This is a genomic window from Rheinheimera riviphila (assembly GCF_004005945.1).
GTDB classification, from domain to species: Bacteria; Pseudomonadota; Gammaproteobacteria; order Enterobacterales; family Alteromonadaceae; genus Pararheinheimera; species Pararheinheimera riviphila.
On sequence record NZ_SACS01000001.1, the window covers coordinates 1 to 25,667 of the forward strand.

16 protein-coding genes, 1 rRNA gene and 1 pseudogene are annotated in these 25,667 nt (G+C 50.7%); 8 read left to right on the forward strand and 10 right to left on the reverse strand.

Annotation, left to right across the window (positions count from 1 at the left end; translation table 11 throughout):
* The 3 genes and pseudogenes from EOE67_RS00005 to metA all read right to left on the reverse strand — a co-directional run.
* Window positions 1-243, reverse strand: a 16S ribosomal RNA gene (locus EOE67_RS00005); the annotation flags it as partial.
* A 613-nt stretch (window positions 244-856) separates the two neighbouring features.
* Window positions 857-4,560 (reverse strand): annotated as a pseudogene (metH, locus tag EOE67_RS00010) (methionine synthase).
* A complete protein-coding gene (gene metA / locus EOE67_RS00020) occupies window positions 4,560-5,489 on the reverse strand; it encodes a homoserine O-acetyltransferase MetA (protein ID WP_127697025.1) in 930 nt (309 codons plus the stop codon). Before metA ends, metH begins: the two are co-directional and overlap by 1 nt.
* Before the next feature lie 148 nt (window positions 5,490-5,637).
* On the opposite strand from metA, the gene EOE67_RS00025 reads away from it, so the two are divergent.
* On the forward strand, window positions 5,638-6,510 hold the full coding sequence (locus tag EOE67_RS00025; RefSeq protein ID WP_206099383.1) for a hypothetical protein: 873 nt from the start codon (window positions 5,638-5,640) through the stop codon (window positions 6,508-6,510).
* Between the two features lie 141 nt (window positions 6,511-6,651).
* On the opposite strand, the gene recA is transcribed toward EOE67_RS00025, so the two are convergent.
* Both recA and EOE67_RS00035 read right to left on the reverse strand, forming a co-directional pair.
* Entirely contained in the window at window positions 6,652-7,707 is a 1,056-nt protein-coding gene (recA, locus tag EOE67_RS00030; protein ID WP_127697026.1) for a recombinase RecA, read from the reverse strand.
* Window positions 7,708-7,753: 46 nt separating this feature from the next.
* The gene (locus EOE67_RS00035; RefSeq protein WP_127697027.1) at window positions 7,754-8,266 is read right to left on the reverse strand and encodes a nicotinamide-nucleotide amidohydrolase family protein; all 513 of its coding nucleotides are present in this window, start codon (window positions 8,264-8,266) and stop codon (window positions 7,754-7,756) included.
* A 33-nt stretch (window positions 8,267-8,299) separates the two neighbouring features.
* On the opposite strand from EOE67_RS00035, the gene mutS reads away from it, so the two are divergent.
* Window positions 8,300-10,900 (forward strand): DNA mismatch repair protein MutS, encoded by a 2,601-nt coding sequence (gene mutS, locus EOE67_RS00040; RefSeq protein WP_127697028.1) that lies wholly within the window; start codon window positions 8,300-8,302, stop codon window positions 10,898-10,900.
* A gap of 7 nt (window positions 10,901-10,907) precedes the next feature.
* Here the strand turns inward: mutS and EOE67_RS00045 are convergent, their stop codons facing one another.
* From EOE67_RS00045 to EOE67_RS00060, 4 genes are read right to left on the reverse strand one after another with little or no spacing between them, the layout of a single operon-like run.
* On the reverse strand, window positions 10,908-11,807 hold the full coding sequence (locus EOE67_RS00045) for a transglutaminase family protein (RefSeq protein WP_127697029.1): 900 nt from the start codon (window positions 11,805-11,807) through the stop codon (window positions 10,908-10,910).
* A gap of 57 nt (window positions 11,808-11,864) precedes the next feature.
* Window positions 11,865-14,306 carry a circularly permuted type 2 ATP-grasp protein gene (locus EOE67_RS00050; RefSeq protein ID WP_127697030.1) on the reverse strand — a complete coding sequence of 814 codons (2,442 nt, stop codon included), beginning with the start codon at window positions 14,304-14,306 and terminating at the stop codon, window positions 11,865-11,867.
* A gap of 52 nt (window positions 14,307-14,358) precedes the next feature.
* Window positions 14,359-15,357 carry an alpha-E domain-containing protein gene (locus tag EOE67_RS00055; protein ID WP_127697031.1) on the reverse strand — a complete coding sequence of 333 codons (999 nt, stop codon included), beginning with the start codon at window positions 15,355-15,357 and terminating at the stop codon, window positions 14,359-14,361.
* A 3-nt stretch (window positions 15,358-15,360) separates the two neighbouring features.
* Window positions 15,361-16,824 (reverse strand): circularly permuted type 2 ATP-grasp protein, encoded by a 1,464-nt coding sequence (locus EOE67_RS00060; RefSeq protein WP_206099384.1) that lies wholly within the window; start codon window positions 16,822-16,824, stop codon window positions 15,361-15,363.
* Between the two features lie 321 nt (window positions 16,825-17,145).
* On the opposite strand from EOE67_RS00060, the gene EOE67_RS00065 reads away from it, so the two are divergent.
* From EOE67_RS00065 to EOE67_RS00090, 6 genes are all read left to right on the forward strand, one after another.
* Complete coding sequence (locus EOE67_RS00065) at window positions 17,146-18,393, forward strand: efflux RND transporter periplasmic adaptor subunit (protein WP_127697032.1); 1,248 nt, start codon at window positions 17,146-17,148, stop codon at window positions 18,391-18,393.
* A gap of 55 nt (window positions 18,394-18,448) precedes the next feature.
* A complete protein-coding gene (locus EOE67_RS00070) occupies window positions 18,449-19,111 on the forward strand; it encodes an ABC transporter ATP-binding protein (protein ID WP_127697033.1) in 663 nt (220 codons plus the stop codon).
* 11 nt (window positions 19,112-19,122) lie between these two features.
* Window positions 19,123-20,367, forward strand: coding sequence for an ABC transporter permease (locus tag EOE67_RS00075; RefSeq protein ID WP_127697034.1), 1,245 nt, complete (start codon window positions 19,123-19,125; stop codon window positions 20,365-20,367).
* The gene (locus tag EOE67_RS00080) at window positions 20,364-21,581 is read left to right on the forward strand and encodes an ABC transporter permease (protein WP_127697035.1); all 1,218 of its coding nucleotides are present in this window, start codon (window positions 20,364-20,366) and stop codon (window positions 21,579-21,581) included. Before EOE67_RS00075 ends, EOE67_RS00080 begins: the two co-directional genes overlap by 4 nt.
* Before the next feature lie 82 nt (window positions 21,582-21,663).
* On the forward strand, window positions 21,664-23,064 hold the full coding sequence (locus EOE67_RS00085) for a sigma-54-dependent transcriptional regulator (RefSeq protein WP_206099385.1): 1,401 nt from the start codon (window positions 21,664-21,666) through the stop codon (window positions 23,062-23,064).
* 16 nt (window positions 23,065-23,080) lie between these two features.
* Window positions 23,081-24,475 (forward strand): sensor histidine kinase, encoded by a 1,395-nt coding sequence (locus EOE67_RS00090; RefSeq protein ID WP_127697036.1) that lies wholly within the window; start codon window positions 23,081-23,083, stop codon window positions 24,473-24,475.
* Window positions 24,476-24,597: 122 nt separating this feature from the next.
* On the opposite strand, the gene rpoS is transcribed toward EOE67_RS00090, so the two are convergent.
* Complete coding sequence (gene rpoS, locus EOE67_RS00095) at window positions 24,598-25,596, reverse strand: RNA polymerase sigma factor RpoS (protein WP_127697037.1); 999 nt, start codon at window positions 25,594-25,596, stop codon at window positions 24,598-24,600.
* Window positions 25,597-25,667: the final 71 nt, after the last annotated feature.

Below are 25,667 nucleotides of genomic sequence, written 5' to 3' on the forward strand. Positions count from 1 at the left end.
ACCTCACCAACTAGCTAATCCCACGTAGGCGCATCCGATAGCATGTGGCCCGAAGGTCCCACACTTTGGTCCGTAGACATTATGCGGTATTAACAGTCGTTTCCAACTGGTATCCCCCTCTATCGGGTAGCTTCCTACGCATTACTCACCCGTCCGCCGCTAGGTCCGAAAACCCCGCTCGACTTGCATGTGTTAGGCCTGCCGCCAGCGTTCAATCTGAGCCATGATCAAACTCTTCAATTAAAGTTTTTTCTGTCACCGAAATGACATGCTCAGTATTACTGACTAAATATTTTACTATCTGGTCACTCATACTCAGTTAATTCGTTTTGCGAATCTTCTTTCACGAGTGCCCACACAGATGATTGATTGCTAATTGTTAAAGAGCGTGCTTCGACTACGAAGCGGGAGGCGAATAATACACTTCCCAGAATTTAAGTCAAGCAGCAGAATTCACTATTTGAATGAGCTCTGCTGCTCAACCTGACTTACCTTGAAAACCCCGAAGGCTTTTCTGCCTCACTTCGACTTTCGGGTCTTTCAACCCCTCGTCGCTGCGAGGCGGCCATTTTAGTCAGTTTTCAGTTCGTGTCAAGCGTCTTTTTATCGACTATTTTCACTTTCTTCAAACTCACTCAGTTCGCTGCTTTCGCTGCTCACCGTGGCATGGCGCGCATTATAGGGCGTATTTAAAATGGCGCAAGCGGGAATTTGAAGAAATATGACATTTTGAATTCAACCGCACATTAAACAAACAATTTGTATTTTTAACCGGCATTTTCAACACAAAACCCGGTACAAAACTGCAGTTCAGTGAGAAATCCTTTTCTCAGCGCTTTATATAAAGCACAACTTCTCAGCGTAAATTAGGTGCCAGCCACATTTGCGCTTGTTCTTTAGTGAAGTTTTTGCGGGTAGCGTAATCCATCAACTGGTCGTCATCAATTTTACTGACTGCAAAGTACTTACTATCCGGATGGGCAAAATACCAACCTGACACGGCTGCACCTGGCCACATGGCGTAACTCTCAGTCAGTTCTAAACCAATCTCTGGGGTGACGTTGAGCATTTCAAACAAAGTGCCTTTTTCGGTGTGCTCCGGACAGGCCGGATAACCAGGTGCTGGTCGAATCCCCTGATAAGCTTCGCGGATCAACGCTTCGTTATCCAATGTTTCATCAGCGGCATAACCCCAATAGTCTTTACGCACTTGCTGATGCAGATACTCAGCTAACGCTTCGGCCAGACGATCCGCCAGAGCTTTCACCATAATACTGTTGTAGTCATCGTGCGCGGCTGCAAACTCAGCGGCAAACTCATCAGCACCAAAACCGGTGCTGACAGCAAAGGCACCTATATAGTCGGCAATGCCAGAAGCGGCTGGCGCGACAAAATCCCCCAGACAGCTATTCGGTGCATTGTTACGCAGCTGCAGTTGCTGGCGCAGATTATACAAACGGTGTTTTTCGACGCTGCGGCTTTCATCGGTATAGACAATAATGTCGTCACCTTCACTATTGGCAGGGAACAGACCAAAAATGGCCCGCCCTGTAACTTTACGCGAACCAATCATCAGATCCAGCATGTCATTGGCATCTTGGAATAGCTTACGCGCTTCGATACCGACTTCCGGGTGATTCAAAATTGCCGGATACCGACCGGACAACTGCCAGGTTAAAAAGAATGGCGTCCAGTCGATAAACTCGCGCAATCTCTGCAGATCAACATCGTGCCAGATATGAATGCCTGGCTTTTTCGGCGCTGGCGCAACTTTGGTTAAATCCAGTTTGAACTTGTTTTCGCGCGCCTCTGACAACGTTAGCATCTTCTCACCAGGGCGGGCCCGTTGATGTTGTTCTACCGCACGGCGGTATTCGTCATTCACCCGCGCCAGATAATCTGGTTTTTGCGTTGCGCTAATTAAAGATTGCACCACCGAAACACTGCGGGAGGCATTCGGCACATACACCACGCCATGTTGATAATTCGGCGCAATTTTAATAGCGGTGTGGGCTTTTGATGTGGTGGCGCCACCTATTAATAGTGGAATGGTAAAACCAAGCCGCGTCATCTCTTTGGCGACATGTACCATTTCATCCAAGGACGGCGTAATTAAACCCGATAATCCAATGATATCAACGTTCAGCTCTTTGGCTTTTTGCAGCAAGGTCGCACAAGGCACCATCACGCCAAGATCAATCACTTCGTAGTTATTACACTGCAGCACCACACCAACAATATTCTTCCCGATATCGTGCACATCGCCCTTGACGGTCGCCATCAGCACTTTGCCTTGCGCTCTGGCACCGGTACCGGCTTTTTCCAGCTCTATATAAGGTTGCAGATAAGCCACGGCTTTTTTCATTACCCGCGCCGATTTCACCACTTGCGGCAGGAACATCTTGCCTTCACCAAATAAATCGCCGACCACATTCATGCCGTCCATCAGCGGACCTTCAATCACATGTAGTGGCCGTTCGACTTGCAGGCGTGCTTCTTCGGTATCGATATCAATAAAATCGGTAATACCTTTGACCAACGCATGTTCAAGGCGTTTACTGACCGGCCAACTGCGCCAGGCTTCGTCTTCCTTGACAGCAACGCTGCCATCGCCTTTAAACTGCGCGGCAATTTCCAATAAACGTTCAGTGGCATCATCACGACGATTGAGGATCACATCCTCGACCCGCTCCCGCAGCAACTCAGGAATATCGTCATAAACCGCCAATTGACCAGCATTGACAATCCCCATATCCATGCCGGCTTTGATCGCGTGATACAAAAACACTGAGTGAATAGCTTCGCGCACCGGATCGTTGCCGCGAAACGAAAATGAGACGTTGGAGACACCACCAGAGATTTTGGCGTATGGGCAAAGCTTTTTGATTTCACGGGTGGCTTCGATAAAATCGACGGCGTAGTTATTGTGCTCTTCGATGCCTGTCGCAACCGCAAAAATGTTCGGATCGAAGATAATGTCTTGTGGCGGGAAACCAATTTGCTCGACCAGGATTTTGTAGGCGCGTTGGCAAATTTCGACTTTGCGTTTTTGCGTGTCGGCCTGCCCAACTTCGTCAAACGCCATCACCACCACGGCAGCACCGTAACGACGCAGCAATTTCGCCTGATGTAAAAACTGTGCTTCACCTTCTTTGAGTGAAATGGAATTGACCACAGCTTTGCCCTGAATGCATTTCAGCGCAGCTTCAATCACTTCCCATTTCGAGGAATCGACCATAATTGGCACCCGGGAAATATCCGGCTCGGACGCCAGTAAATTCAGGTAACGGACCATGGCGGCTTTGCTGTCGAGCATCGCCTCGTCCATATTGATATCGATAATTTGCGCGCCGCTTTCGACTTGTTGCCGGGCGACCTGCAGTGCGGCTTCATATTTGCCGTCGAGAATAAGTTTTTTAAAACGGGCAGAGCCGGTGACGTTGGTGCGTTCACCAATGTTGATAAATCTGACTTGTTGCATTACCACTCCAACGAAAAGGCTTCAAGGCCGGCCAGATTAAACTGATGCGACACCGCTTTCGGCTGGCGCGGCTTCACGCCAGCAACCACGTCGCTGATGGCTTTAATATGCTCAGGCGTGGTACCGCAACAACCACCGACAATATTTAAGAAACCTTGCGCCGCCCAGTCTTTAATTTCTGCCGCCATCTCAACGGCGCCTAAATCGTATTCACCAAATTCATTCGGTAGTCCAGCATTTGGGTGCACTGAGACATAACATTCTGAAATGCCGGATAAAGTTTCGACATAAGGCCTTAATAAATCCGGGCCTAATGCGCAATTTAAGCCAAAAGTGACAGGCTCCACATGCGCCAGCGAATTGTAAAAGGCTTCGGTGGTTTGGCCGGATAAAGTGCGGCCGGAAGCATCGGTGATAGTACCGGAAATCATCACCGGCAATTTATAGCCAATTTCATCAAACACTTGCAGTACTGCGAACGCCGCAGCTTTAGCATTTAGCGTATCAAAAATGGTTTCCAGCATAATGATGTCGGCACCACCTTCAATTAATGCATGCGTCGACTCAGTGTAAGCAGCAACCAAAGTATCAAAATCGACATTACGATAACCCGGGTCGTTGACGTCTGGCGAAATCGATGCTGTTCTGTTGGTTGGGCCTAACACGCCAGCAACATAACGTGGTTTATCCGGCGTTAAAGCAGTAAATTCATCACAGGCTTTGCGGGCTAAAGCCGCCGATTCGCGGTTAATGCGTGCCGACAGATGCGACATGTCGTAATCAGCCATCGCAATCGGTGTGGCGTTAAAGCTGTTGGTTTCGAGAATGTCTGCACCCGCGGCCAGATACTGGCGATGGATTTCCAGAATCACGTCTGGTTTGCTCAGTACCAATAAATCGTTATTGCCTTTGAGATCGGACGGCCAATCGGCAAATTCTTCGCCGCGATAATCGGCTTCCTGTAACTGATATGACTGGATCATCGTGCCCATGGCGCCATCCAGCACTAAAATTCGTGTCGATAATAAAGTGGAAAGCGCCTGCGGCGTCAATCTGGCTGTTGTTGGCTTACTGCTCATTACACCCGCTCCTGGCCAATTTGTTGGATATCAAATGGCGTTGCCTGATAGACATAATAGTTCAGCCAGTTGCTGAACAATAAAAAGGCATGACTTTGCCACAGTTTCTGCGGGCCTTTTGATGGATCGTTCTGTTTGAAGTAATTTTCAGGAATTTTTGGATCCAGACCAGCACCGACATCGCGTTGATATTCGTCGTTTAAGGTCGTGAGATCATACTCAGGGTGCCCGGTCACAAACACCCGACTGCCACTGCTGTTCTGTAATAAATATGCGCCGGTGACATCGGCTTCCGCCAACACATGAATATCGGCGTGTTGCTGGTATTTTTGTTTTGGGACCTGGGCATACCGTGAATGTGGCACTAAAAACATATCGTCAAAACCGCGCACTAGCGGGCTTAACGGTTGCACTACGTCTTGCCAGTAGACGCCGGATAATTTGTCGCCGCGAATTTCCCGTTGCAAACCATAGTAGTAGTACAAAGCTGCATGCGCCGCCCAGCATAAGAACAAGGTCGAAGTGACATGCCGATCAGCCCAGGCCAGAATTTCTGAAAGCTGTGGCCAGTAACTGACATCTTCATAGTCCACCAACCCCAAAGGTGCGCCGGTAATTATCAGGCCGTCGTAATTTTGCTGCTGCACATCAGAAAAATACTTATAAAAACAATTCAAATGACTTTCCGGCGTGTGTTTACTGACATGATTATCCAGCCGGATCAAGTCGATATCGACTTGCAGCGGACTATTCGCTAACAGCCGTAACAACTGAATTTCGGTGGTCACCTTATTTGGCATTAAATTCAGAATAGCAATTTTCAACGGACGAATATCCTGCTGCGCCGCCCTGCTTTCAGTCATCACAAATACATTTTCCGCAGACAAGGCTTCGACGGCAGGTAATTGATCAATAACTTTAATTGGCATAACAGCTCCACGCAGGATAAAAAGTGCTGCTACTTTGGCGAAAAATGACCAGGAAGTCAACTTCTACACGTTTAGATGGCTAAATAAAAATTGGCAGATAGACAACTCAGCTCTATGCTTTGGACAGGTCATTCAGAGAAAACTATCGATGTCCCATTTTCGTAATAGCTTGGCGATTGCACTGTTTTTTTGGCTGTCTGCAGTTACAGCGACAGAGCAAATCGATATTTATATCCGGGATGATGTGTATGAAGACTATCTAAAATTTGTCGATGGCCGTGATGTGCTGTCGATCACCGAATTTAATAGTCCCTATCTACGGCGGGATGTCGCCGATATGGTCGTGCTGCAACAGGCATTGGCCTTAGGTGGGTTCACAAAAAAATTCAATTATATTCCCGGCAAGGTCAATTTTCGAAATACCAAAATGCTGGAAAATGGCGAGTTGCTGTTAAGTTTTGACAGTTATTGGCTGACTGATGCCAAGGCGATTGCTGACAAAATTTACATCAGCGATCCGGTGATCAAAAAAGGTCAATATCTGGCGGGACTGTTTGCCAGCCCAAACAATAAAAAAGTATTCGCTGTGACATCGGTTGGCCAATTGGCAGAACTGACCGCAGTGTCGACGCCAAAATGGCAAACGGATTGGCAGACATTATCAACCTTGCCTTTAAAGCAGTTGGTCCGTGAAGACGAGTGGTTAAGCCAAGCCAGGATGGTGCATATGCAGTGGGTTGATTTTATGCTGATGCCATTATTTAACGCGCCGAGCGGTCATTATCAGCTGGAAAAAATCCATTTAAAAATGGTGCCAAAACTAGCCGTGCTGTTAAATGACAGCCGTCATTTTGTGATCAGCCGCAACCATCCACAAGGGAAAGCGGCTTTTAGCGCCTTAAATTCTGGCTTAAAACAACTGCGAGCCAGCGGGAAAATAGAGCTGATTTATACCAGAGCCGGTTTTTTAGTGGACCATGCGCAGTACAACATTTTAAATACTCCAAAAACCGTCGACTGACGCTTTAACCGATCTGCACATTTACTCGTATTCAATTTTGCAGAACGTAAAAAAACCAGCCGCAGCTGGTTTTTTATCAAAGGTTAAAGTGTCAGTCCACTGCAACCCAATCCGACCACTGTGATCGCGGCCTAAAAGTTTTTACAGCTCTTCAAACTCTTCAACTTCCGGCGATACTTCTTCAATCACCGCCGCAGTACCTTTTTTCGCAGCTAACAACAAGCGGCTACGTAACTCAGTTTCGATTTCAAGCGCAATGGCTGGGTTGTCTTGCAGGAACTTCATCGAGTTCGCTTTACCCTGGCCAATTTTGTTGCCTTTATAGGCATACCAGGCACCGGCTTTATCAATCAGCTTCTCGTTGACACCTAAGTCAATCAACTCGCCATTTTTGCTGATGCCAGAGCCATATTGAATAATAAATTCGGCTTGTTTAAACGGCGGTGCTACTTTGTTTTTCACCACTTTGACGCGGGTTTCGTTACCCACCACTTCGTCGCCTTCTTTCACCGAACCGATCCGACGGATATCCAGACGCACTGAAGCGTAGAATTTTAAGGCGTTACCGCCGGTGGTGGTTTCTGGTGAACCAAACATCACCCCAATTTTCATCCGGATTTGGTTGATGAAAATAACTAAAGTGTTCGAACGTTTGATATTACCGGTCAATTTACGCAGCGCTTGTGACATTAAACGCGCTTGTAAACCCACGTGGCTGTCGCCCATGTCACCTTCAATTTCTGCTTTTGGTGTCAGTGCAGCCACCGAGTCGACAATAATGACGTCAACTGCGGCAGAACGGACTAACATGTCACAAATTTCCAGCGCCTGTTCACCGGTGTCTGGCTGCGAGACCAGTAAGTCTGCAACATTGACACCTAACTTAGCGGCATACAGTGGATCTAAAGCGTGTTCAGCATCGATAAAAGCACAGGTTTTACCCATTTTTTGCGCTTCAGCGACAACTTGCAATGTTAACGTCGTTTTACCAGAAGATTCAGGGCCATAAATTTCGACGATCCGGCCGCACGGTAAACCGCCAATACCAAGGGCGATATCCAGACCTAACGAACCTGTTGGAATGAAATCGATCTCAAGCGCGGTGCTGTCACCCAACCGCATAATAGAACCTTTACCAAACTGACGTTCAATTTGACCTAAGGCTGCGGCCAGTGCTTTTTGCTTGTTGTCGTCCATCTGAATCTCCGGCTAAAAATCTGAAAAGGCATGAAATGCTGTATGCTCATACAGTAGTTGAATGCGTTTCCTCTGTCAACAATAAAATCAGTTGCTGCAGGGCAAAATCAATCGACTGCTGCCGCACTGCACAACGATCACCGTGAAACAGCATCCGGGTCGTCACGGTGTGACCAAACAAATGAAAGCCAAAACAGACAGTGCCGACCGGTTTTAGCGCACTACCGCCGTCAGGCCCTGCGATGCCAGACACTGCCACCGCCACCTGCGCATTGGCAGCGAGTGCCGCGCCAGTGGCCATTTCGGCGACAGTTTCCAGGCTTACCGCGCCAAACTGCAGCAAAGTCGCGCTTTTAACCGCCAACAATTGTTGTTTGGCTTTATTGCTGTAGGTGATAAAACTGCGATCCAGATAAGCAGAGCTGCCGGCAATGGCGGTCAGGCTATAAGCGATACCACCGCCGGTACAGGATTCAGCAGTGGTGATAGTGGATTTTTTCCGTAATAATAGCTGACCAAGTTCAGTCGCCAATAGCTGGGTTTGGGCAGGAACCGTCATCTTTAGTCCAATGCAGGAATACAGAACCTCATTATGCCGTCAGAACTAAAAACCGAGCAAGCCTCCAGCACATTTCTCCCCGCTCACACGCCGATGATGCAACAGTACCTTGGCCTGAAGGCCGAAAATCCGGACATTCTGCTGTTTTACCGGATGGGTGATTTTTACGAATTATTTTACGATGATGCGAAAAAAGCCTCGGCCTTGCTGGATATTTCGCTAACCAAACGTGGTCAATCGGCAGGCTCGCCGATCCCGATGGCCGGCGTGCCACATCATGCGATGGAAAACTATCTGGCGCGGCTGGTAGCGCTTGGCGAATCGGTGGCGATTTGCGAGCAAGTTGGTGACCCTGCGACCAGTAAAGGCCCGGTCGAACGCAAGGTAGTGCGGATTGTGACGCCAGGTACGGTCACTGACGAAGCCTTATTAAATGAGCGGCAGGATAATTTATTAGCGGCTTTGTATCAGCAGAAAAACCAATTTGGTTTGGCTTATCTTGATTTAACTTCTGGCCGCTTTCTGCTAACCCAAGTGTCACAACTCGATGACTTATATGGCGTATTACAGAGATTAAATCCGGCAGAATTGTTATACAGCGAAGATCATCAGCTGCCGGACAACATTATTAAAGGAAAAGGCGCCAGACGCCGACCACTGTGGGAGTTTGATCTTGCCAGCAGCGAACGGGCGCTTTGCCAGCAGTTTGGCACCCGCGATTTACAAAGTTTCGGTGTGAGCGACGCTCCAGTTGCGTTAATGGCCGCCGGATGCCTGATGCAGTACGTCAAAGATACCCAGCGCAGCGCGTTGCCGCATTTGCGATCGATTGCGTTGGAACGCTCACAAGATCACATCGTGCTTGACGCCGCTACCCGGCGCAATCTGGAACTGACGCAACGCTTAAACGGTCAGTTTGAACAAACGCTGGCTTCGGTACTGGATCAATGTCAAACGGCGATGGGCAGCCGCTTATTAAAACGTTGGATCCATGCGCCGCTGCGGGATCAAGCGCTGGTCACCAAACGTCATCAGTCGGTAGCAGAGCTACAGCAATATTGGCTGGAACTACAACCGCAGTTAAAACAAATCGGCGATATCGAACGGATTGTCGCACGCTTGGCGCTACGTTCAGCCCGGCCGCGTGATTTCGCCCGATTACGCCAGGCGCTGCAGCAATTGCCGCAGTTGCAACAAGCGTTATCGCCACTGCAAGCCAGTTTATTAACGCAAATCCGCCAGCATTGTCAGCCATTACCAGAGCTTTGCACTTTGCTGGAAAGAGCCATTATTGACGCGCCACCGGTATTGATCCGCGACGGCGGCGTGATTGCCGACGGTTATTCAGCAGAATTGGATCAGTGGCGCGCGCTGGCAACCGGTGCCACCGACTATTTAGAACAGCTAGAACAACGCGAAAAAGCCCGTACCGGCATTGCCTCGCTCAAAGTTGGTTTTAACCGGGTTGCTGGTTATTTTATCGAAACCGGTCGTGCCGCCGCCGATGCAGTACCTGCCGACTACATTCGCCGGCAAACGCTGAAAAACAACGAGCGATACATTATTCCGGAACTGAAAGAATACGAAGACAAGGTGCTGGGCAGTCAAAGCAAAGCCTTAGCTTTGGAAAAACAGCTTTATGATCAACTATTTGATTTAACGGCGCCTTATCTTTCTGAATTGCAGCTATTAGCTTCGCAATTATCAGAGCTGGACGTGCTCAGCAATTTTGCCGAGCGCGCTATTACCTTGAATTATCAACAGCCGAAGCTGGTGGCAGCCACCGGATTAAACATCGAAGCTGGCCGCCATCCAGTGGTGGAAACCGTCAGCAGCGAACCTTTTATCGCGAATCCGTTGTCGATGCACGAAAAACGCCGGATGTTATTAGTCACTGGCCCGAATATGGGCGGTAAATCGACCTATATGCGCCAAACCGCATTAATAGTGTTGATGGCTTATATTGGCAGTTATGTGCCGGCGGCCGCTGCAACTTTGGGGCCTATTGATCGCATTTTTACCCGTATCGGTGCTTCAGACGACCTGGCGTCCGGCCGTTCGACCTTTATGGTCGAAATGACCGAAACCGCCACCATTTTGCACCACGCTACGGCACAAAGTTTGGTGCTAATGGACGAAATTGGTAGAGGCACCAGTACTTACGATGGTTTGTCGCTGGCCTGGGCTTGTGCTGATTATCTGGCGACCCGCCTTAAAGCGCTGACGTTATTCGCCACCCACTATTTTGAACTGACCGAACTGGCCAGTTTGTTGCCGGGGGTGGTGAATATTCATCTGGATGCAGTGGAGCACGATGAACATATTGTGTTTATGCATCAAGTACAAGATGGCGCTGCCAGCAAAAGTTATGGCTTGCAGGTGGCGCAGCTCGCTGGTGTGCCGAAAAAAGTGATTGAACAGGCGAAACAAAAGTTGGCACAGCTGGAGCAAGGGACCTCTGCATTGCCTGCTTCATCAGCGCAGCAAACAGCTACCCCGCAACCGCTGCAACAAAGTTTGTTATTGGAAGCGGCTGAACATCCGTTGCTGGAACAATTACGGCAACTGGCGGTGGATGATTTAACCCCGCGACAGGCGCTGGAATTGCTGTATCAGTTGAAACGTCAGATCTGAAGAAAGTTTAAGGCAGTGGCATCACGTCCACTGCCACTTCCAGTAAATGTTCGCCTAGACCCTGCAACACCCCTTTGAGCGGCACCACATCGGCGTAATCGCGGCCGTAAGCCAACGTTAGATGGCGCTCGTCCGGTAATAAATTATTAGTGGGGTCAAAATCGACCCAGCCTAACTCTGGATCATAAACCGCAAACCAGGCGTGGGAAGCATCAGCGCCAACCAAGCGCTCAAAGCCTTCTGGCGGCTGGGTTTCCAGATAACCGCTGACATACCGCGCCGGAATACCCACTGCGCGCAGGCAACTGATCGCAAGCTGGGCAAAATCCTGACAAACACCACGTCGATGCGCCAACACTTCGCTGACTGGTGTAATCACTGAACTGAATTCTGGATCATAACGAAACTCGTTAAAAATCAACGATGTTAATGCTGCAACGTTTTCCAGCACAGTCCGGTGTGGCTGCTGCACTTGCGCCCACAAAGCAGCAGCATCAGGCAGCAACGGGATCATCCGAGTGGCAAAACGACATTGCCGGGCTAATAACAGATCGGTGCTGGCTGGGTTCAGCTCGAGCTGCGACTGGTTAGAAAAACAGTGCTGCAACTGCTCAAAACCCACCCCATTTGCTAACTGTCCGGCTAAATAACGTGGTTGCACTTCCACAATCGAAGACGCCAGCACCGACAATTCCTGATGCGGGCTCTGCAAATGAATAAAATGCCGCACATTGCCAAAACTGTCCTGATGCGAATACAAACCGCTGGCAATGGGAGTGACCTGTATTGAGCTTTGCAGCACCTGTTGATAAGGTAATTGCCGTGGCTGTAGACAGGCCAGATTATAGCTATTTGCAATCGGCTGCTGGTATTGGTAGCGGGTCAGATGGCTAAGCTGGTACTTCATGCACGCTCCGGTTACTGGCTGCTCGCCGCTTCATCTGCTTCTTCAACAAAAGCTTCATCAAAAACTCTGCCAGGCGCTGTGCTGCTGCGCATGATTAAAATACGACAAGGTAATGCTGTCCGACAATTGGCGCAATCGGTGCTGCAACTGATTCAGCAACATGCCAAGCGCCGGTGTAGCCTGCTGTTCACTATCAAACAAACTTTGAGGGTCCGCCAGTTGCAATAGCGACACCAGCTCCAGCGCAATCCGTTGCTCCGGACTAAGCATCGTCGATGCGGCCAGTTGCGGTAATTTGGCACATTGGCGTTGAATGCGGGCACACTGATAACCTACTGATCTTGGAGTACTATCGTCCAGCAATAACAAATCAATAATCGCCAGCGGGTGGAGTTCGCTGCGATAACGCCGCCGGTAGGTCATTAAGGTATCGGCCATCCGCAGCACCGCTTCCATTAAAGCGGCACTAGTGGCTGGTGCTGGTTGCAGCGGCACAAACACCGTTTGCAGTAACGCCGAGGTTTGCAGCGCCCGCTCCAGATGCTGGCCTAAGTCCATCATCCGCAGCGTTTGGGTGCGGCTCATCGTTTCATTGTTCAGGCCATAAATAGCGGTTTGCAGCAGAATGATTTCATCTAATTGGCGCAATAATGCTGCCGGTTGCTGCCATTTTAATTGCTGCGGCCACTGATAAATGGCGCTTTGTAGTTTATCTAATACATACCAGGTATCTTCGCCGAAATACTCCCGCACCGACTGCGCATTAAACAGCAGATGTTTCAGCACCGCGACAATGCCGGTCGAATTTTGTGGCTCGAACATTTGCTCCAGCAAATCCGGCAATGACAAATGCGCTGCAGCGACCAACTGACTGCCATTGGCTTTCAGGCAAAATCTTAATAACGCCAGCGCATCTTCACCCGCTTCCGGCGCATACTGTGAATTGGCCTGTCGATTGGCCTCTGGATTGGCAATAAGTGGCAACGCCGAACGCAGCGCGCGACAAATCAGATTTAACCTTTCGTTGTAACGGCCAAGCCAAAATAGATGGTCAGCCACCCGACTTGGCACCAAACCGCTGTGCCGCGATAACGACAATTGCTGGGCACTGCTTTGCAATAAACTGCTGGTTTGACCGCGATCGGCCAGCACCCAGACATCCTTTACCGTGAGCTCGGCTTGTGGCACTTCGGCGTTTTGTAGTGCTATTGCGTCCAAGGCAAGTCTGGCATAAGCACCCGGCAGTACACTGACTTTGTCCGGCTGCAACAAACTAAATAAACGCAATTGCCCGGCCAGCATTTGTTCGCCCCCGGTCGGATGCCAGCAGGCTAAGGGACTGAGTGGTTGTAATTCGATGGCAATAAAAGCGGCGGGTTGTTGCTGAATTTGGGCTTTAAGTTCAGAGAATGAACCGTCAGAAGCGCTGTCAGCCGCCAGCTGGTTCAGGTGGCCGTTTAGGTGGCAGTTCAGGTGATAGCGCCGCCCATCCCGCTGATCCACCAACCGATAATTCGCCGGTGCCGCCCAAAACTGTTGCAACTGCAGGTCATCACCAAGCCACAACGCCGGCGCCGAAGGCAATAATAGTGGCTCGCCCAATAACGTCTCACACAAGGCTGGCATAAAGGGCAATAACAATCCGCTATCTAGCAAACTGGTACCCGGCGGATTGGCGCAAAATAATTGCTGCTGGCGAATACTTTGCAGTAGTCCGGCGCAGCCACTGCCGGATGCATCCAGTTCCAGCGGATCGGTTTTAGCATCGGCCAGATACCGTAATAAACTCGCCACCGGCTGCAAACCGGTCAGCGTTTTTAGCCAGAGCCGACCATCTTTAAACATCAAATCCGCGCCATGCACCAACGCGATATCCAGATAATTGGCCAGGAATGCCTGTTCAAAATAACCGGCGTTTTTCGCCACCGGCGCCAATAAACCCACCAACGTACTGCGATCGGCAGCCGGTTGTTGTAACAGCTGCAATAACTGGCGAAAAAATCCGGCCAGCTGGGCTTTTGGAAGTGCCGGTAATTGACTGCCGCAATGGTTAAACGCCAGCCGGTGTTCCAATAAATAACCCAAGCCATCCGGCAACTGACTAAAATCAGCCAGCACACAGAATTCACCGGCAGCATTTTTGCCGACATCCGCAGACAATAACGGCAACCAGGCGCAGGGATCAGCTCCTGCATTGGCAACGTTGAATAGTCCACAGGCTGGCAACAGATAATTGCCTGAAAGATAAAGTAAATCCGCTGGGATGATATGGTCTTGCAGCAATTGCTGCGGGCCATATAAATCGGCCAATACCGCCGCCAGCAACCGGTGGCGCTGCGCCAGCCCGTGTTCCAGCTGTTGCCACTGCGCCTCATCTATCAGCCAGGGCGAACCATCCAGCGTCCGGGCGCCACTTTGCCATGGCTCACCGTCAATGCCGTTTTCCCGCAGTTCATGTTGCAGCTGCTGATGGAACTGCAGACGATCCGTTGCGTTCATAGGATGGTTCCTTTTGCGGGCTGATTTGTCGGTCGCTGCTTGTCCGGCAGCATCAGGCCGACTTTTGCTGCGTTTGCGCCGCCAGTGGCGCCTGACATGATGCCTGACATGGCGCCAAAATCGCCTGATGCAAACTGATAATACCGGCCTGAATATGATCAATCAGACTATGCAGCTGCTCGGTCGATAATTCCGACAATGCCTGATGCTGTAATAACGACTGCAACTGATACACCTGTTGTAAAATACTGACACTATGCGGCAAACCACGCGCCGATGCACCGGCTCTGTTCAGACAATAAGCAATGGATCGCGGAAAGTCGGCATAAGTCAGCAGATAATCAATGGCATCCACATCGGCCGCCTGATGCGCCACATAATGTTGATACGACTCCACCCCGCCCAGCGCATTCAAAATCGAGGTCCAGCGAAATTTCGGTCTTTTAATTTGGGTGGGTTGCAACTGCTGCAACACCATCACATCCATAATGCGGGTTGTCATATCAGCGCGTTCAACATGCCGGCCAATATTAAATAAATCAAAGGCTTCACTACGTAGCATGGTGCCGTCTAATACACCAACCACCATCTGACAACGCCGGCTGACTTCACTCATCAGCTGATAACGCTGCTGCCGGCTGACCGCCATACTGCAGTTTTGCTGTAAAAATAAGTCAAGTGCATTGAGCTCTTCCCACATATCACGGGGGATCAGCGGCCGGATGGTGCGCGCATTGTATTTCAGCGCACTACTGGTATACAAAATCGACACCGGGCTGTCGGCAGCGTTAATTAAATACGCCATCACCGCTTTTTCAGTATCAGCGACACTGAGTTTACCCTGCTCGCCTTCCACCGCTGCCGCAGCTGTTCCCAAGATGGCTTTACTGTCCTGCCCCAATACTTCAAGTAAAATCGGCCAGCCAAATTGGGTGTCCTGGTGGCTGTCGATCAGCAAGTGGCTGGTAGCGTTAATCAGCCGGGCGGTGTCATCAAGCCGCTCTAAATACCGACCCAACCAGAAAATATGTTCTACCGATTTTAATAACATAAGTTACACCTCATCATTGATGATCCAGGTATCTTTACTGCCACCGCCCTGCGACGAATTCACCACCAAGGAGCCTTTACGCAGCGCGACCCGGCTTAAGCCGCCGGTGCTGCAATACAAATCCTGGCCTTGCAAAATAAAAGGCCGTAGATCCAAATGCCGAGGCTCCAGTTCGCCGTCACATAAGGTCGGAGCTGTCGATAGCGCCAAGGTTGGCTGGGCGATAAAATTACGTGGGTTGGCGATAATGGCGGCGGCCATATCGTCCCTTTCGACCTGGGTGGAGCGTGGCCCAATCAAAATGCCATAACCACCGGATTCGTTGGCCGGTTTCACCACCAACTGATCTAAGTTCGCCAGTACATAACCGCGCTCTTTTTCATCCGAGCATAAAAACGTTGGTACATTGTCGATCAGTGGTTTTTCACCTAAATAATATTCAATAATTTTAGGCACATAAGCGTAAATCACTTTATCGTCAGCCACACCTGAGCCAGGCGCATTGGCAATCGCCACCTGCCCTTTGGCCCAAGCGTTAAACAAACCCGGCACGCCAAGCACTGAATCTGGCCGGAAAACGGTTGGGTCGAGGAAAATGTCATCAACGCGGCGGTAAATCACATCGACTTTTTTCCGACCATGCAAAGTGCGTAAATACACGCCGTCATCTTCGACGGTTAAATCGGTATTTTCCGCCAGCTCAATGCCCATTTGCTGCGCCAGAAAACTATGTTCAAAATAAGCTGAGTTATAAATACCGGGTGTTAACAACACCATGCAAGGCACATCACCCGGTCTTGGCGAGAGTGAGGCCAGCATTTTCCACAGCTGATGCGGGTAATCGTCGACCGGCACAATGGTCGAATCGGCGAACAATTCCGGAAACACCCGTTTCATCACGGTGCGGTTTTCCAGCATATATGACACACCCGACGGCACCCGCAAATTATCTTCCAGCACCAGAAAACGTCCGCTCTCGTCGCGGACTAAATCAGTACCACAGATATGCGCCCAGACGCCAAAAGGAGGCGACACGCCCCGACATGGTGCAAGAAAATTACGCGAATCGAGCACTAAATCAGCCGGCACAATGCCGTCTTTCAGCACTTTTTGCTCGTGGTATAAATCGTCGATAAACAGGTTCAACGCCTGCAACCGCTGGGTTAAACCGGCGCTGGTTTTGCGCCATTCGGATAGCGGAATGGTGCGTGGCATCACATCCAGCGGCCAGCCACGGTCGATATTCTGGCCTTCGCTATACAAAGTAAAACAAACGCCCATCGCGCTAATCGTCTGATTTAACAGCACTTGACGTGCCAGTAACTCGGCTCGGCCATGTTTATCAATAAAGCGGGCAATTGCCGCCGCCGGTAATCTCGGCTGACCGGTCGCCGCGACCAGCTCGTCATAACAGCCGTCGGTAAAGGGATAACCACTAAAACTGCTGGTGTGTATCGGTGCTGTCATCGGCATCAATCTCCTGATCTTTTTATGCCAGCTACGCACATTCAGGCGAAAGCTGTTTTGGTGCAAAATGCATGGCTATAGGGACATGGAGCAAAGGATGTGCCAGCGGGGATTTTTCAGTTGTTGATGGCCAGCTTGCTATTGCCCGCTTTCAAGTGTCCGCTTTCGGACACCTTGCGTTCGACTACGCACAGTCAGCTCGATTTTCAGCACAACCAAAAATAAATATGTTGATGATTTAATTGAATAAAAATCAATAAATAAAACTGGTGCGCTTCTTGCCATTACCCTACAACTTAATGTCCTTTAGGAAGTTGTATCATGGACCAACCACTTCAACCGCAGCAGCTGCAGCGCCAACGCCGACGCGTGTTTATAACCAGTGCTTTGGTGGTGTTGAGTCTGAGTCTGGCTGGCTGGCTATTACACCGGCTGCTGACTCCGGAACTGCACCGTAGTGAACTGCGTATCGCCACCATTGGCCAGGGTGATATTGCCAATACCATCAATGGCGCTGGTCTGGTGATCCCGGTGCACGAAGCCCAGGTCGCCAGCCCCATCAGCACCCGCGTCAGTAAAATTCATGTCAAACCTGGGCAAACGGTGCAAAAAGATCAGCTGCTGCTGGAACTGGATGATCATGATGTGCAGCTGGCGATTGAAAATCTGCGCGAGCAAATTGCCCAGCAAGACAGCCTGATGCTGAGTCTGACCGTAGGGATGCAGCAACAACTGAAAAAATTACGCAGTGACATCGAATTACTACAACTGGATTTAGCCAGTTCCACAGTACGGTTATCACGTTTTCAGAAACTTGGCGCCCTTGGCATTACTTCGCAGGATGATTTACAAAGTGCCGAGCTCGTGGTGAAACGGGCCGAAGTACAATTAAAACAGCAGCAAGAAGCCATTATCGATACCCAAAAAGCCACCGAAGCCACGCTGGAAAATGCCCGGTTACAACAGTCAATTTACCAAAAACAACTGGCGCAACAGCAAAGAGTGCTGGACCGGACCCAGGTCAAAGCGCCGTTTGCCGGCATGCTCACCTGGTTGCCGACCGACGAAGGTACCGCAATACAGGCTGGCGAATTGGTTGCCAAATTGGCACAGCTGGATAACTACCGGGTGGAAGTGTCGGTGTCGGACTTTTACAGTCGTTATCTGCAGCCGGGTCAACCAGTGCGGCTAACCTACAATCAGGAAACTTTAACCGGTGAAGTGCAAACCATTTTGCCGGAAATCAACAATGGCACGGTGCGGCTGTATGTCAGTCTGCAACAACCCAATCACCCTGCGCTTCGCAATAAACTGCGGATTGAAGCCAATATTATCACCGAACAAAAACAACAGACGTTGATTGTCGAACGGGGGACTGCGATCAAAGGCAGCGGCGCACAGCAGGTATATCTGCTCAAAGACGGTGTCGCCGAAAAAACCATGCTGGAGTTTGGCCTGGCCGACTCCGGGCAAATTGAAGTGCTGAGCGGTGCGACCGCCGGCATGGAACTGATTATTTCCGAACTCGACAGTTATCAGCATTTAACGCAGATCCGGGTTTCAGACTAACGCGAGCATGACCAGCATTGTCATGCCACTAACACTTTTAACAGGGGAACTAACAATGATTAAACTCAGTGCGATCAGTAAAAACTACCAGACCGACAAAGTACAAACGCGGGCGCTGGATAATATCAACCTGCAAGTCCGGGCTGGCGAATTCGTATCCATTATGGGACCAAGCGGCTGCGGTAAAAGTACCTTGCTCAATATCATCGGTTTACTCGACCGGCCGGCATCAGGTCAGATTGAAATTAACGGCCAGCTGCTGGGTAAATACAGCGATAGTCAGGTGGCGAAACTGCGCAACCAGACCTTTGGTTTTATTTTTCAAAGCTTTCATTTAATCAACGAGCTGCGGGTGATCGACAATGTGGAACTCCCCCTGTTGTACCGCAAGATGCCAGCCGCCGAACGTCGCGCCAAAGCCAAAGCGGCGCTGGAAAAAGTCGGTTTAACGGCGCGGATGGAGCATTTCCCGAACCAATTATCCGGCGGTCAACAACAAAGAGTCGCCATTGCCAGAGCGATGGTTGGCGAGCCGCAAATTCTGTTGGCCGATGAACCGACCGGTAATCTGGACAGTCAGATGGGCGCGGAAGTGATGTCACAATTGCTGGCGCTGAATCAGGCAGGCACCACCATCGTGATGGTGACGCACAATGAACAGGAAGCAAAACATTCCAACCGCATCGTGCGGGTATTTGATGGTCAACTGGTGCAATAACGGGAACTATGATGCTAAAAAATTATCTGTTAATTGCCTGGCGCATTGCCCTGCAACGTAAGTTATTTACAGTCATCAATTTGCTCTGTATCAGCCTGACTTTATTGGTGCTACTGGTGGTGACTGCGTTGCTGGAAAACACATTTTCGCCCACCGGCGTCGAAGGCAAAAGTCCACGGATGTTGCAAATCGTCACCATGGTGTCACTGAACGAGGAAAAGGGTAATTTCCGCCATGGCCCGCTGGGTTATAAGGTGATTACCGATTACATCAAACCTTTGCCATCGGCCGAACTGGTGGCTGCGGTCAGTATGCCGGAAAGTACCGCGGTGTATCAGCAAGGCCGGATCACCGATTTGTTGCTGCGCCGGGCTGATGCAGCCTATTGGCAAATTCTGGATTTTGAAGTGCTCGCGGGCCGGGTACCGAACGCTGAAGATGTGGCGGCCGGCCGTTTTGTGCTGGTGCTGAATCAAAGCACGGCAACACAGCTTTTTGGCGAACAAAGCGCTGTTGGCCAGCTGCTGAATGTTGGCGGGCAACAATTTACCGTGATTGGCGTGGTCGCCGATGTGCTGCAGCTGAATTCGTTTGCCGATATGTGGGCACCCGTCAGTACTTATCCGTCGAGCGATTATCAGCATCAGCTGTGGGGCAATTTTTCGGCCTTGATCCTCGCCCGCTCCGCCGCCGATTTTCCGGCGCTGCGCCAGGAGCTCGCCACCGCGATTGACGGCTTTCAGTTTGATGATCCGGTGAAGTGGCAGGAAGTTAACATCTGGGCGGATAGCAAACTGGAATTTTTTGCCCGGATGTTGCTGCAGAATCAGAAACAGCCGGACTCAGGTGCTGCCAGTTTATTGCTGCTGATAAGCTTACTGATGCTGTTATTTATGCTGTTGCCTGCACTGAATCTGGTCAATCTGAATACCGGCCGGATGCTGGAACGTAGCACGGAAATTGGCGTGCGTAAGGCCTTTGGCGCCAGCCGCCAACAGCTGATCTGGCAATTTCTGATCGAAAATTTGTTGTTGTGTAGCATCGGAGGTTTGCTCGGTTTAGTTATGGCCGCCGGCACGCTTGAATTGATTGAACAGTCCGGCGTGATCCCCTATTTACAGGTGGAGATTAACCTGATGGTATTTATGCTTGGCATGGTGATCAGCATGGTTTTCGGATTACTCAGCGGCATTATCCCAGCCTGGCGCATCGCTAAACTGGACCCGGTTCACGCCTTAAAAGGAGCTCGTCGATGATCCATCATATGTTTAAACTGGTGTGGCAACGTAAGTCCCGCCATCTGCTGCTGAGTCTGGAAATTTTACTGGCCTTTTTGGTGGTATTTGCGCTCTGCGCTTCGGCAGGCCGTTATTATCAGCTGTTTCAGTTGCCGACAGGCCTCAACCATCAGGCGCGCTGGCTGGTGTCGATTGAAGGACAGGTTCAAGAGGAACTGACGCCAACCGCCACAGCAGCTACGACCGTCATCAATACCGAGTCGCTGATGTCACAGTATCAACGTGCTTTAAAACAAATTCCAGCGCTGCAACAAGTCAGTTTCACCGATATGCCGTTGTATGACTTGTCACGGCAAAACACCTTGCTGCAGCGCGCTGACACCGGGCAAAGTCTGGAAGTTGACCAGATTTCGGTCAGCGATGACTTTTTCGCCGCCGCCGAACTGCCACTGATTGCCGGTCGTAGCTTTAACCAAACTGACAATGGCGCAGCCCACCAACCAGTGGTCATTGATCAACGTCTAGCCGACACCCTGTTTCCGGGCATTGATCCGATTGGCCAATTGCTGCGCGATGACGCGACCAGTAGTAGCAGCAGTTATCAGATTATCGGCCTGGTAAAAGCATTACGGACTCAGGGCGAACTGATGGCGGTGGCGCCTACCATCATTAGCAGGCTGCCGGAACAAAGTGTGCCGTGGATTCTGCTGCTGCAACTGGCCGCTGGCACCGATCGGGCGATAGAGCAGCAACTGCTGCAACAGCTAAAACAAGTGCGCAGCGACTGGAGTTATAACATTGAACCGCTGACCCAAAAACGCCAATCCATGCTGCGTACCCAGATGATCCCGCTGTTGATTTTGGCGGTGCTGAGCGCCTTTTTGCTGTCAATGGTGGCGTTTGGGTTATTTGGCGTGTTGTGGCAGCACACCAGTCAGCGCATTCCGGAACTGGGTCTACGACGGGCGATTGGCGCCACAGCAGGTAACATTTACTGGCAGATCATCGCCGAGCAGTTAATGTTGAATTTACTGGCGGTCAGCATTGCGCTGTTATTGCTGGTGCAATTGCCACTCACCGGGGTGCTGGGCGAGCATCTGGACTGGCCGTTATTTGGGGTGGCGAGCCTCGGTGCCATTTTGATTATTTGTGTGTTATCAGTGTTATGTGCATTATATCCGGCCTGGCGTGCCAGCCGTTTAACGCCGACTGAGGCGCTGCATTATGAATAACCTGATACGAATCGCTCAGCATGATTAATACTGACTGCTGGCTACGGCAGCCAGCAATAACTTTATCCGGGAAACCAGACTGATGCAGCCAGTGGCGCGCCCTTTGGTGCTAATTGTGGAAGATGATCCAGCGGTGCAAATCTCGTTGGCGCTGTTGTTAAAACAAGCTGGCTACAGCACCTTGCTGGCTGATGACGCCGCGACTGCGCTGGCGCTGCTGACGCAACATCCGGTGCAACTGGTGGTGCAGGATATGAATTTTTCGCTGCAAACCAGCGGCGAAGAAGGCTTGGCGCTGCTCGAACAAATCAGACAGCACTGGCCGATGCTCCCGGTGTTGCTGATGACCGCCTGGGGCTCGATTGCGCTGGCCGTGCGCGGGATGAAACTGGGAGCCGCCGACTTTTTTACCAAGCCATGGGACAATCAGCAGCTGCTGGAGCTGATTCAAACCACACTGGAATTAGCCACGCCGGTGAGCGCGCCCCTCACCGGCCGGGCGCAGCTCGATAGCCAATATGACTTTAGCGCACTGATTGGTGAACATCCGGAATTTGTCCGACAACTCGCGACTATCGCCAGGGTCGCCCGCACCAAAGCGCCGGTGCTGATTTATGGCGAAAGTGGTACCGGTAAAGAGTTAGTCGCCGACGCGATACATCGCAATAGCCCCCGCCAGCTACAGCCGCTGGTCAAAGTAAATATGGGCGCTGTGACCTCATCGTTATTTGAAAGTGAAATGTTCGGCCATGTCCGTGGCGCTTTTACCGACGCCAAGGTCAATCGGGCGGGTCATATCGCGAGCGCCAGCCAGGGCACTTTATTTTTGGATGAGATTGGCGAACTGCAAAAAACCGATCAGGTGAAATTACTGCGGGTGCTGCAGGAGCAGCGTTACCAGCCGGTCGGCGCCAGCCAGAGCGAGCAGGCGGATTTTCGGCTGGTCAGCGCCACCAATCAAGATTTAAGTCAGTTGGTAAGCAGTGGCCTGTTTCGCGAAGATTTATTGTACCGGCTGAACCTGATTTGTATCCGGCTACCGCCCCTGCGCGAACGGCGTTCTGATATTCCACTGCTGGCCAAGGCATTATTGCTGCAATTGGCGCGCGACTATCAGCTGCCCGGCGTGCAACTCACCCAGGGCGCCAGCGATTGGCTGTACGCCCAGCCCTGGCCTGGTAATATCCGCCAGCTGAAGCAAACGCTGGAACGGACTTTATTGCTGGCAAGTGCTGAAGGCGACAAACAGCAATTGGATCAACAGGATTTTATCAGCGCGATGACGGATCCAGCCCCAACTGGCGCCACCACTACGATGCATGGCCGCACCTTGGATGAAGTGGAAAAACAACTGATCGAACAAGCGCTGGCGCAATTTCAGGGTAACCTGAGCCGGGTGGCGAAACAGCTCGGACTCAGTCGCACCGCCTTATACCGCCGGTTGGAAAAGCACCAGTTGAGTGTGCAACGGGACGAGCCTTGAACCAGAGTCTGTATTGATGAAAACCGAATATCGGCTGCGCAGTTATCTGCTGTTTTTACATGGCGTGTTGTTACTCGGCACTGTCAGTTTGTATCAACAACAACCGCTGTTGATGCTGGCGCTAGAACTATTGCTGGCCGCTAGTTTCTGGTTGTGTTGGCGGTTGTGCAGGCAAAGTTTGCAGCCGCTGCGCTACACCGAATGTTTTCAACAGTTATTGTCAGAACAAAGTTACAACCACCGGCTACATGCCAACAGCGACCCACAACTGCAGTCGCTGGTGCAATGTTACAACGATTTATTGGCAAGGTTGCAGCAGGAACGGCTAAGGATTGGCGAACAACAAGGACTGCTGGATCAGTTGCTGGAAGCATCGCCGGTGGCGGTACTGGTATTTGATTTTGACGACCGACTGAGTTTACTCAACGCCAGCGCCCGGCAATTGCTGGGACTCGCCGATCCGCTCAACCGGCCACTCTGTGACTGGATTGACGGCGATGCCACCTTTTTCCCACAATTCAGCCCCATCGAACAACAAAGAGTGCGTAGTTTGCTGCCGCAGTTGCAGCAGCTATTACCGCAGCAAAGCACTTTATGCAGCGACAGCGAAGGCCGGCGTTTTCGCTGTCAGTGCAGTCAGTTTATCGATCGTGGTTTTAGCCGCCGTTTTTTGCTGATTGAAGAGCTGACCGCAGAACTGCATAGTTCAGAAAAATCGACCTTTGATAAATTGGTGCGGGTGATTGCGCATGAGGTGAATAACACAGTGGCCGTGACGGGCTCCGTGTTGCAATCGGTTTGCAATTATCAAAAGCAGTTACAGGCGGACGACCAACAGGATTTTGCCGTTGCCATCGCTGCGGTGCAAAAACGCAATCATAGCCTGGGGCAGTTTATTGACCGCTGTAGTCAGGTGGTTAAAATGCCGGCCGCTGAACCGCAACCCACTGATTTGGTGGTTTTACTCAGCGATGTGATGTATTTATGCCGCGATAATGCGCAAAGCCGTGGTGTGCAGCTGCAATGGCAGTTACCGGCAGATCCGGTGTGGTTGTTGCTGGATCCGGCGTTATTTAGCCAGGCGATACTCAATATTGTCAAAAATGCGCTGGAAGCGGCTGAAACCGGCTTACAACTCCAGCCAACGCGACCTGCTAAAGTACTGCTCAGCCTGGTGCCACAACCACAAGGCTGGCAGTTGTCGGTCACTGATTCCGGTGATTTATTGCGGGATGTCGAAGGTGGCCAATTATTTACGCCATTTTTTACCACCAAAAAAGGCGGTCAGGGCATTGGGCTGGTGTTTGTCCGCGAAGTGCTGCAACGTCACGGCCTGCCCTACCGCCTGGCCAGTACTGACGATCAGCAAAGCTGTTTTGAGATTTGGTTTAGCAGCTTAAAATCAAGCTGAAGCATGCGGCTCGCGACTTAGTTCGGTGACAATTTTGGTATACAAATAAAAATGCCAGTCACTTTAGGCAACTGGCATTTTAAAGGCTTTAGTTTTATTCCTGAAAACTTATTCCTGAAAACTTACTCTTGAAAAAGAGTCTCGATATTCAAGCCCTGATGCGTGACGATTTCCCGTAACCGGCGTAATGCTTCGACCTGAATTTGCCGCACCCGCTCGCGGGTTAAGCCAATTTCGCGGCCGACATCTTCCAGCGTCGACGGCTCGTAGCCAAGCAGCCCAAAACGGCGCGCCAATACTTCCCGTTGTTTTGGATTGAGCTCTTCCAGCCACAACACCAGATGCTGGCGAATATCCGCATCCTGCAGTTCGGTTTCCGGGCCAAGTTCCTTTTCATCGGCTAGAATATCCAGCAGCTGCTTTTCGGAAGAACCGGCGACCGGTGTATCCACTGAGGTGATTTTCTCATTCAGCTTCAGCATCTTACGAACTTCTTCCACCGGCCTGTCGAGCGCAGCGGCAATTTCTTCCGGCGTTGGTTCGTGGTCCAGCCGTTGCGACAATTCACGCGCCGCCCGCAGATAAATATTGAGCTCTTTCACCACGTGGATCGGCAGCCGGATAGTCCGGGTCTGATTCATAATGGCGCGTTCAATGGTCTGGCGGATCCACCAGGTGGCATAAGTTGAAAAGCGAAACCCACGTTCCGGGTCAAATTTTTCCACGGCTCGGATCAGACCCAGGTTGCCTTCTTCAATTAAATCCAGCAAGGCGAGACCACGATTGATGTAACGGCGGGCGATTTTCACCACCAACCTTAAGTTACTTTCAATCATCCGTTTGCGGGCAGCCTGATCACCTTTGAGTGATAAGCGGGAAAAATAGACTTCTTCTTCAGCGGAGAGCAAAGGTGAAAAACCAATCTCACCGAGGTAAATCTGTGTGGCGTCCATCGCACGCGCGCTATCGTCGCGGGTAAAAACGTCTTCTGTGGTGGCTTCTTCATCAACGGCCAGCGCTTCCAAATCCGGCTCGGCGCCTTCATCGTCCAGCGATACAACATCTTCCGTTAAATCAGCTTCTTTAAAATCAACAACTTCATCTTCTTCTTTGTGTCCCATATCCATCTCCCAACCTACCAGGGTAGTTACACCTAACTGCCAGAAATCCTTTCTTTTCGTTATGAGCTTGT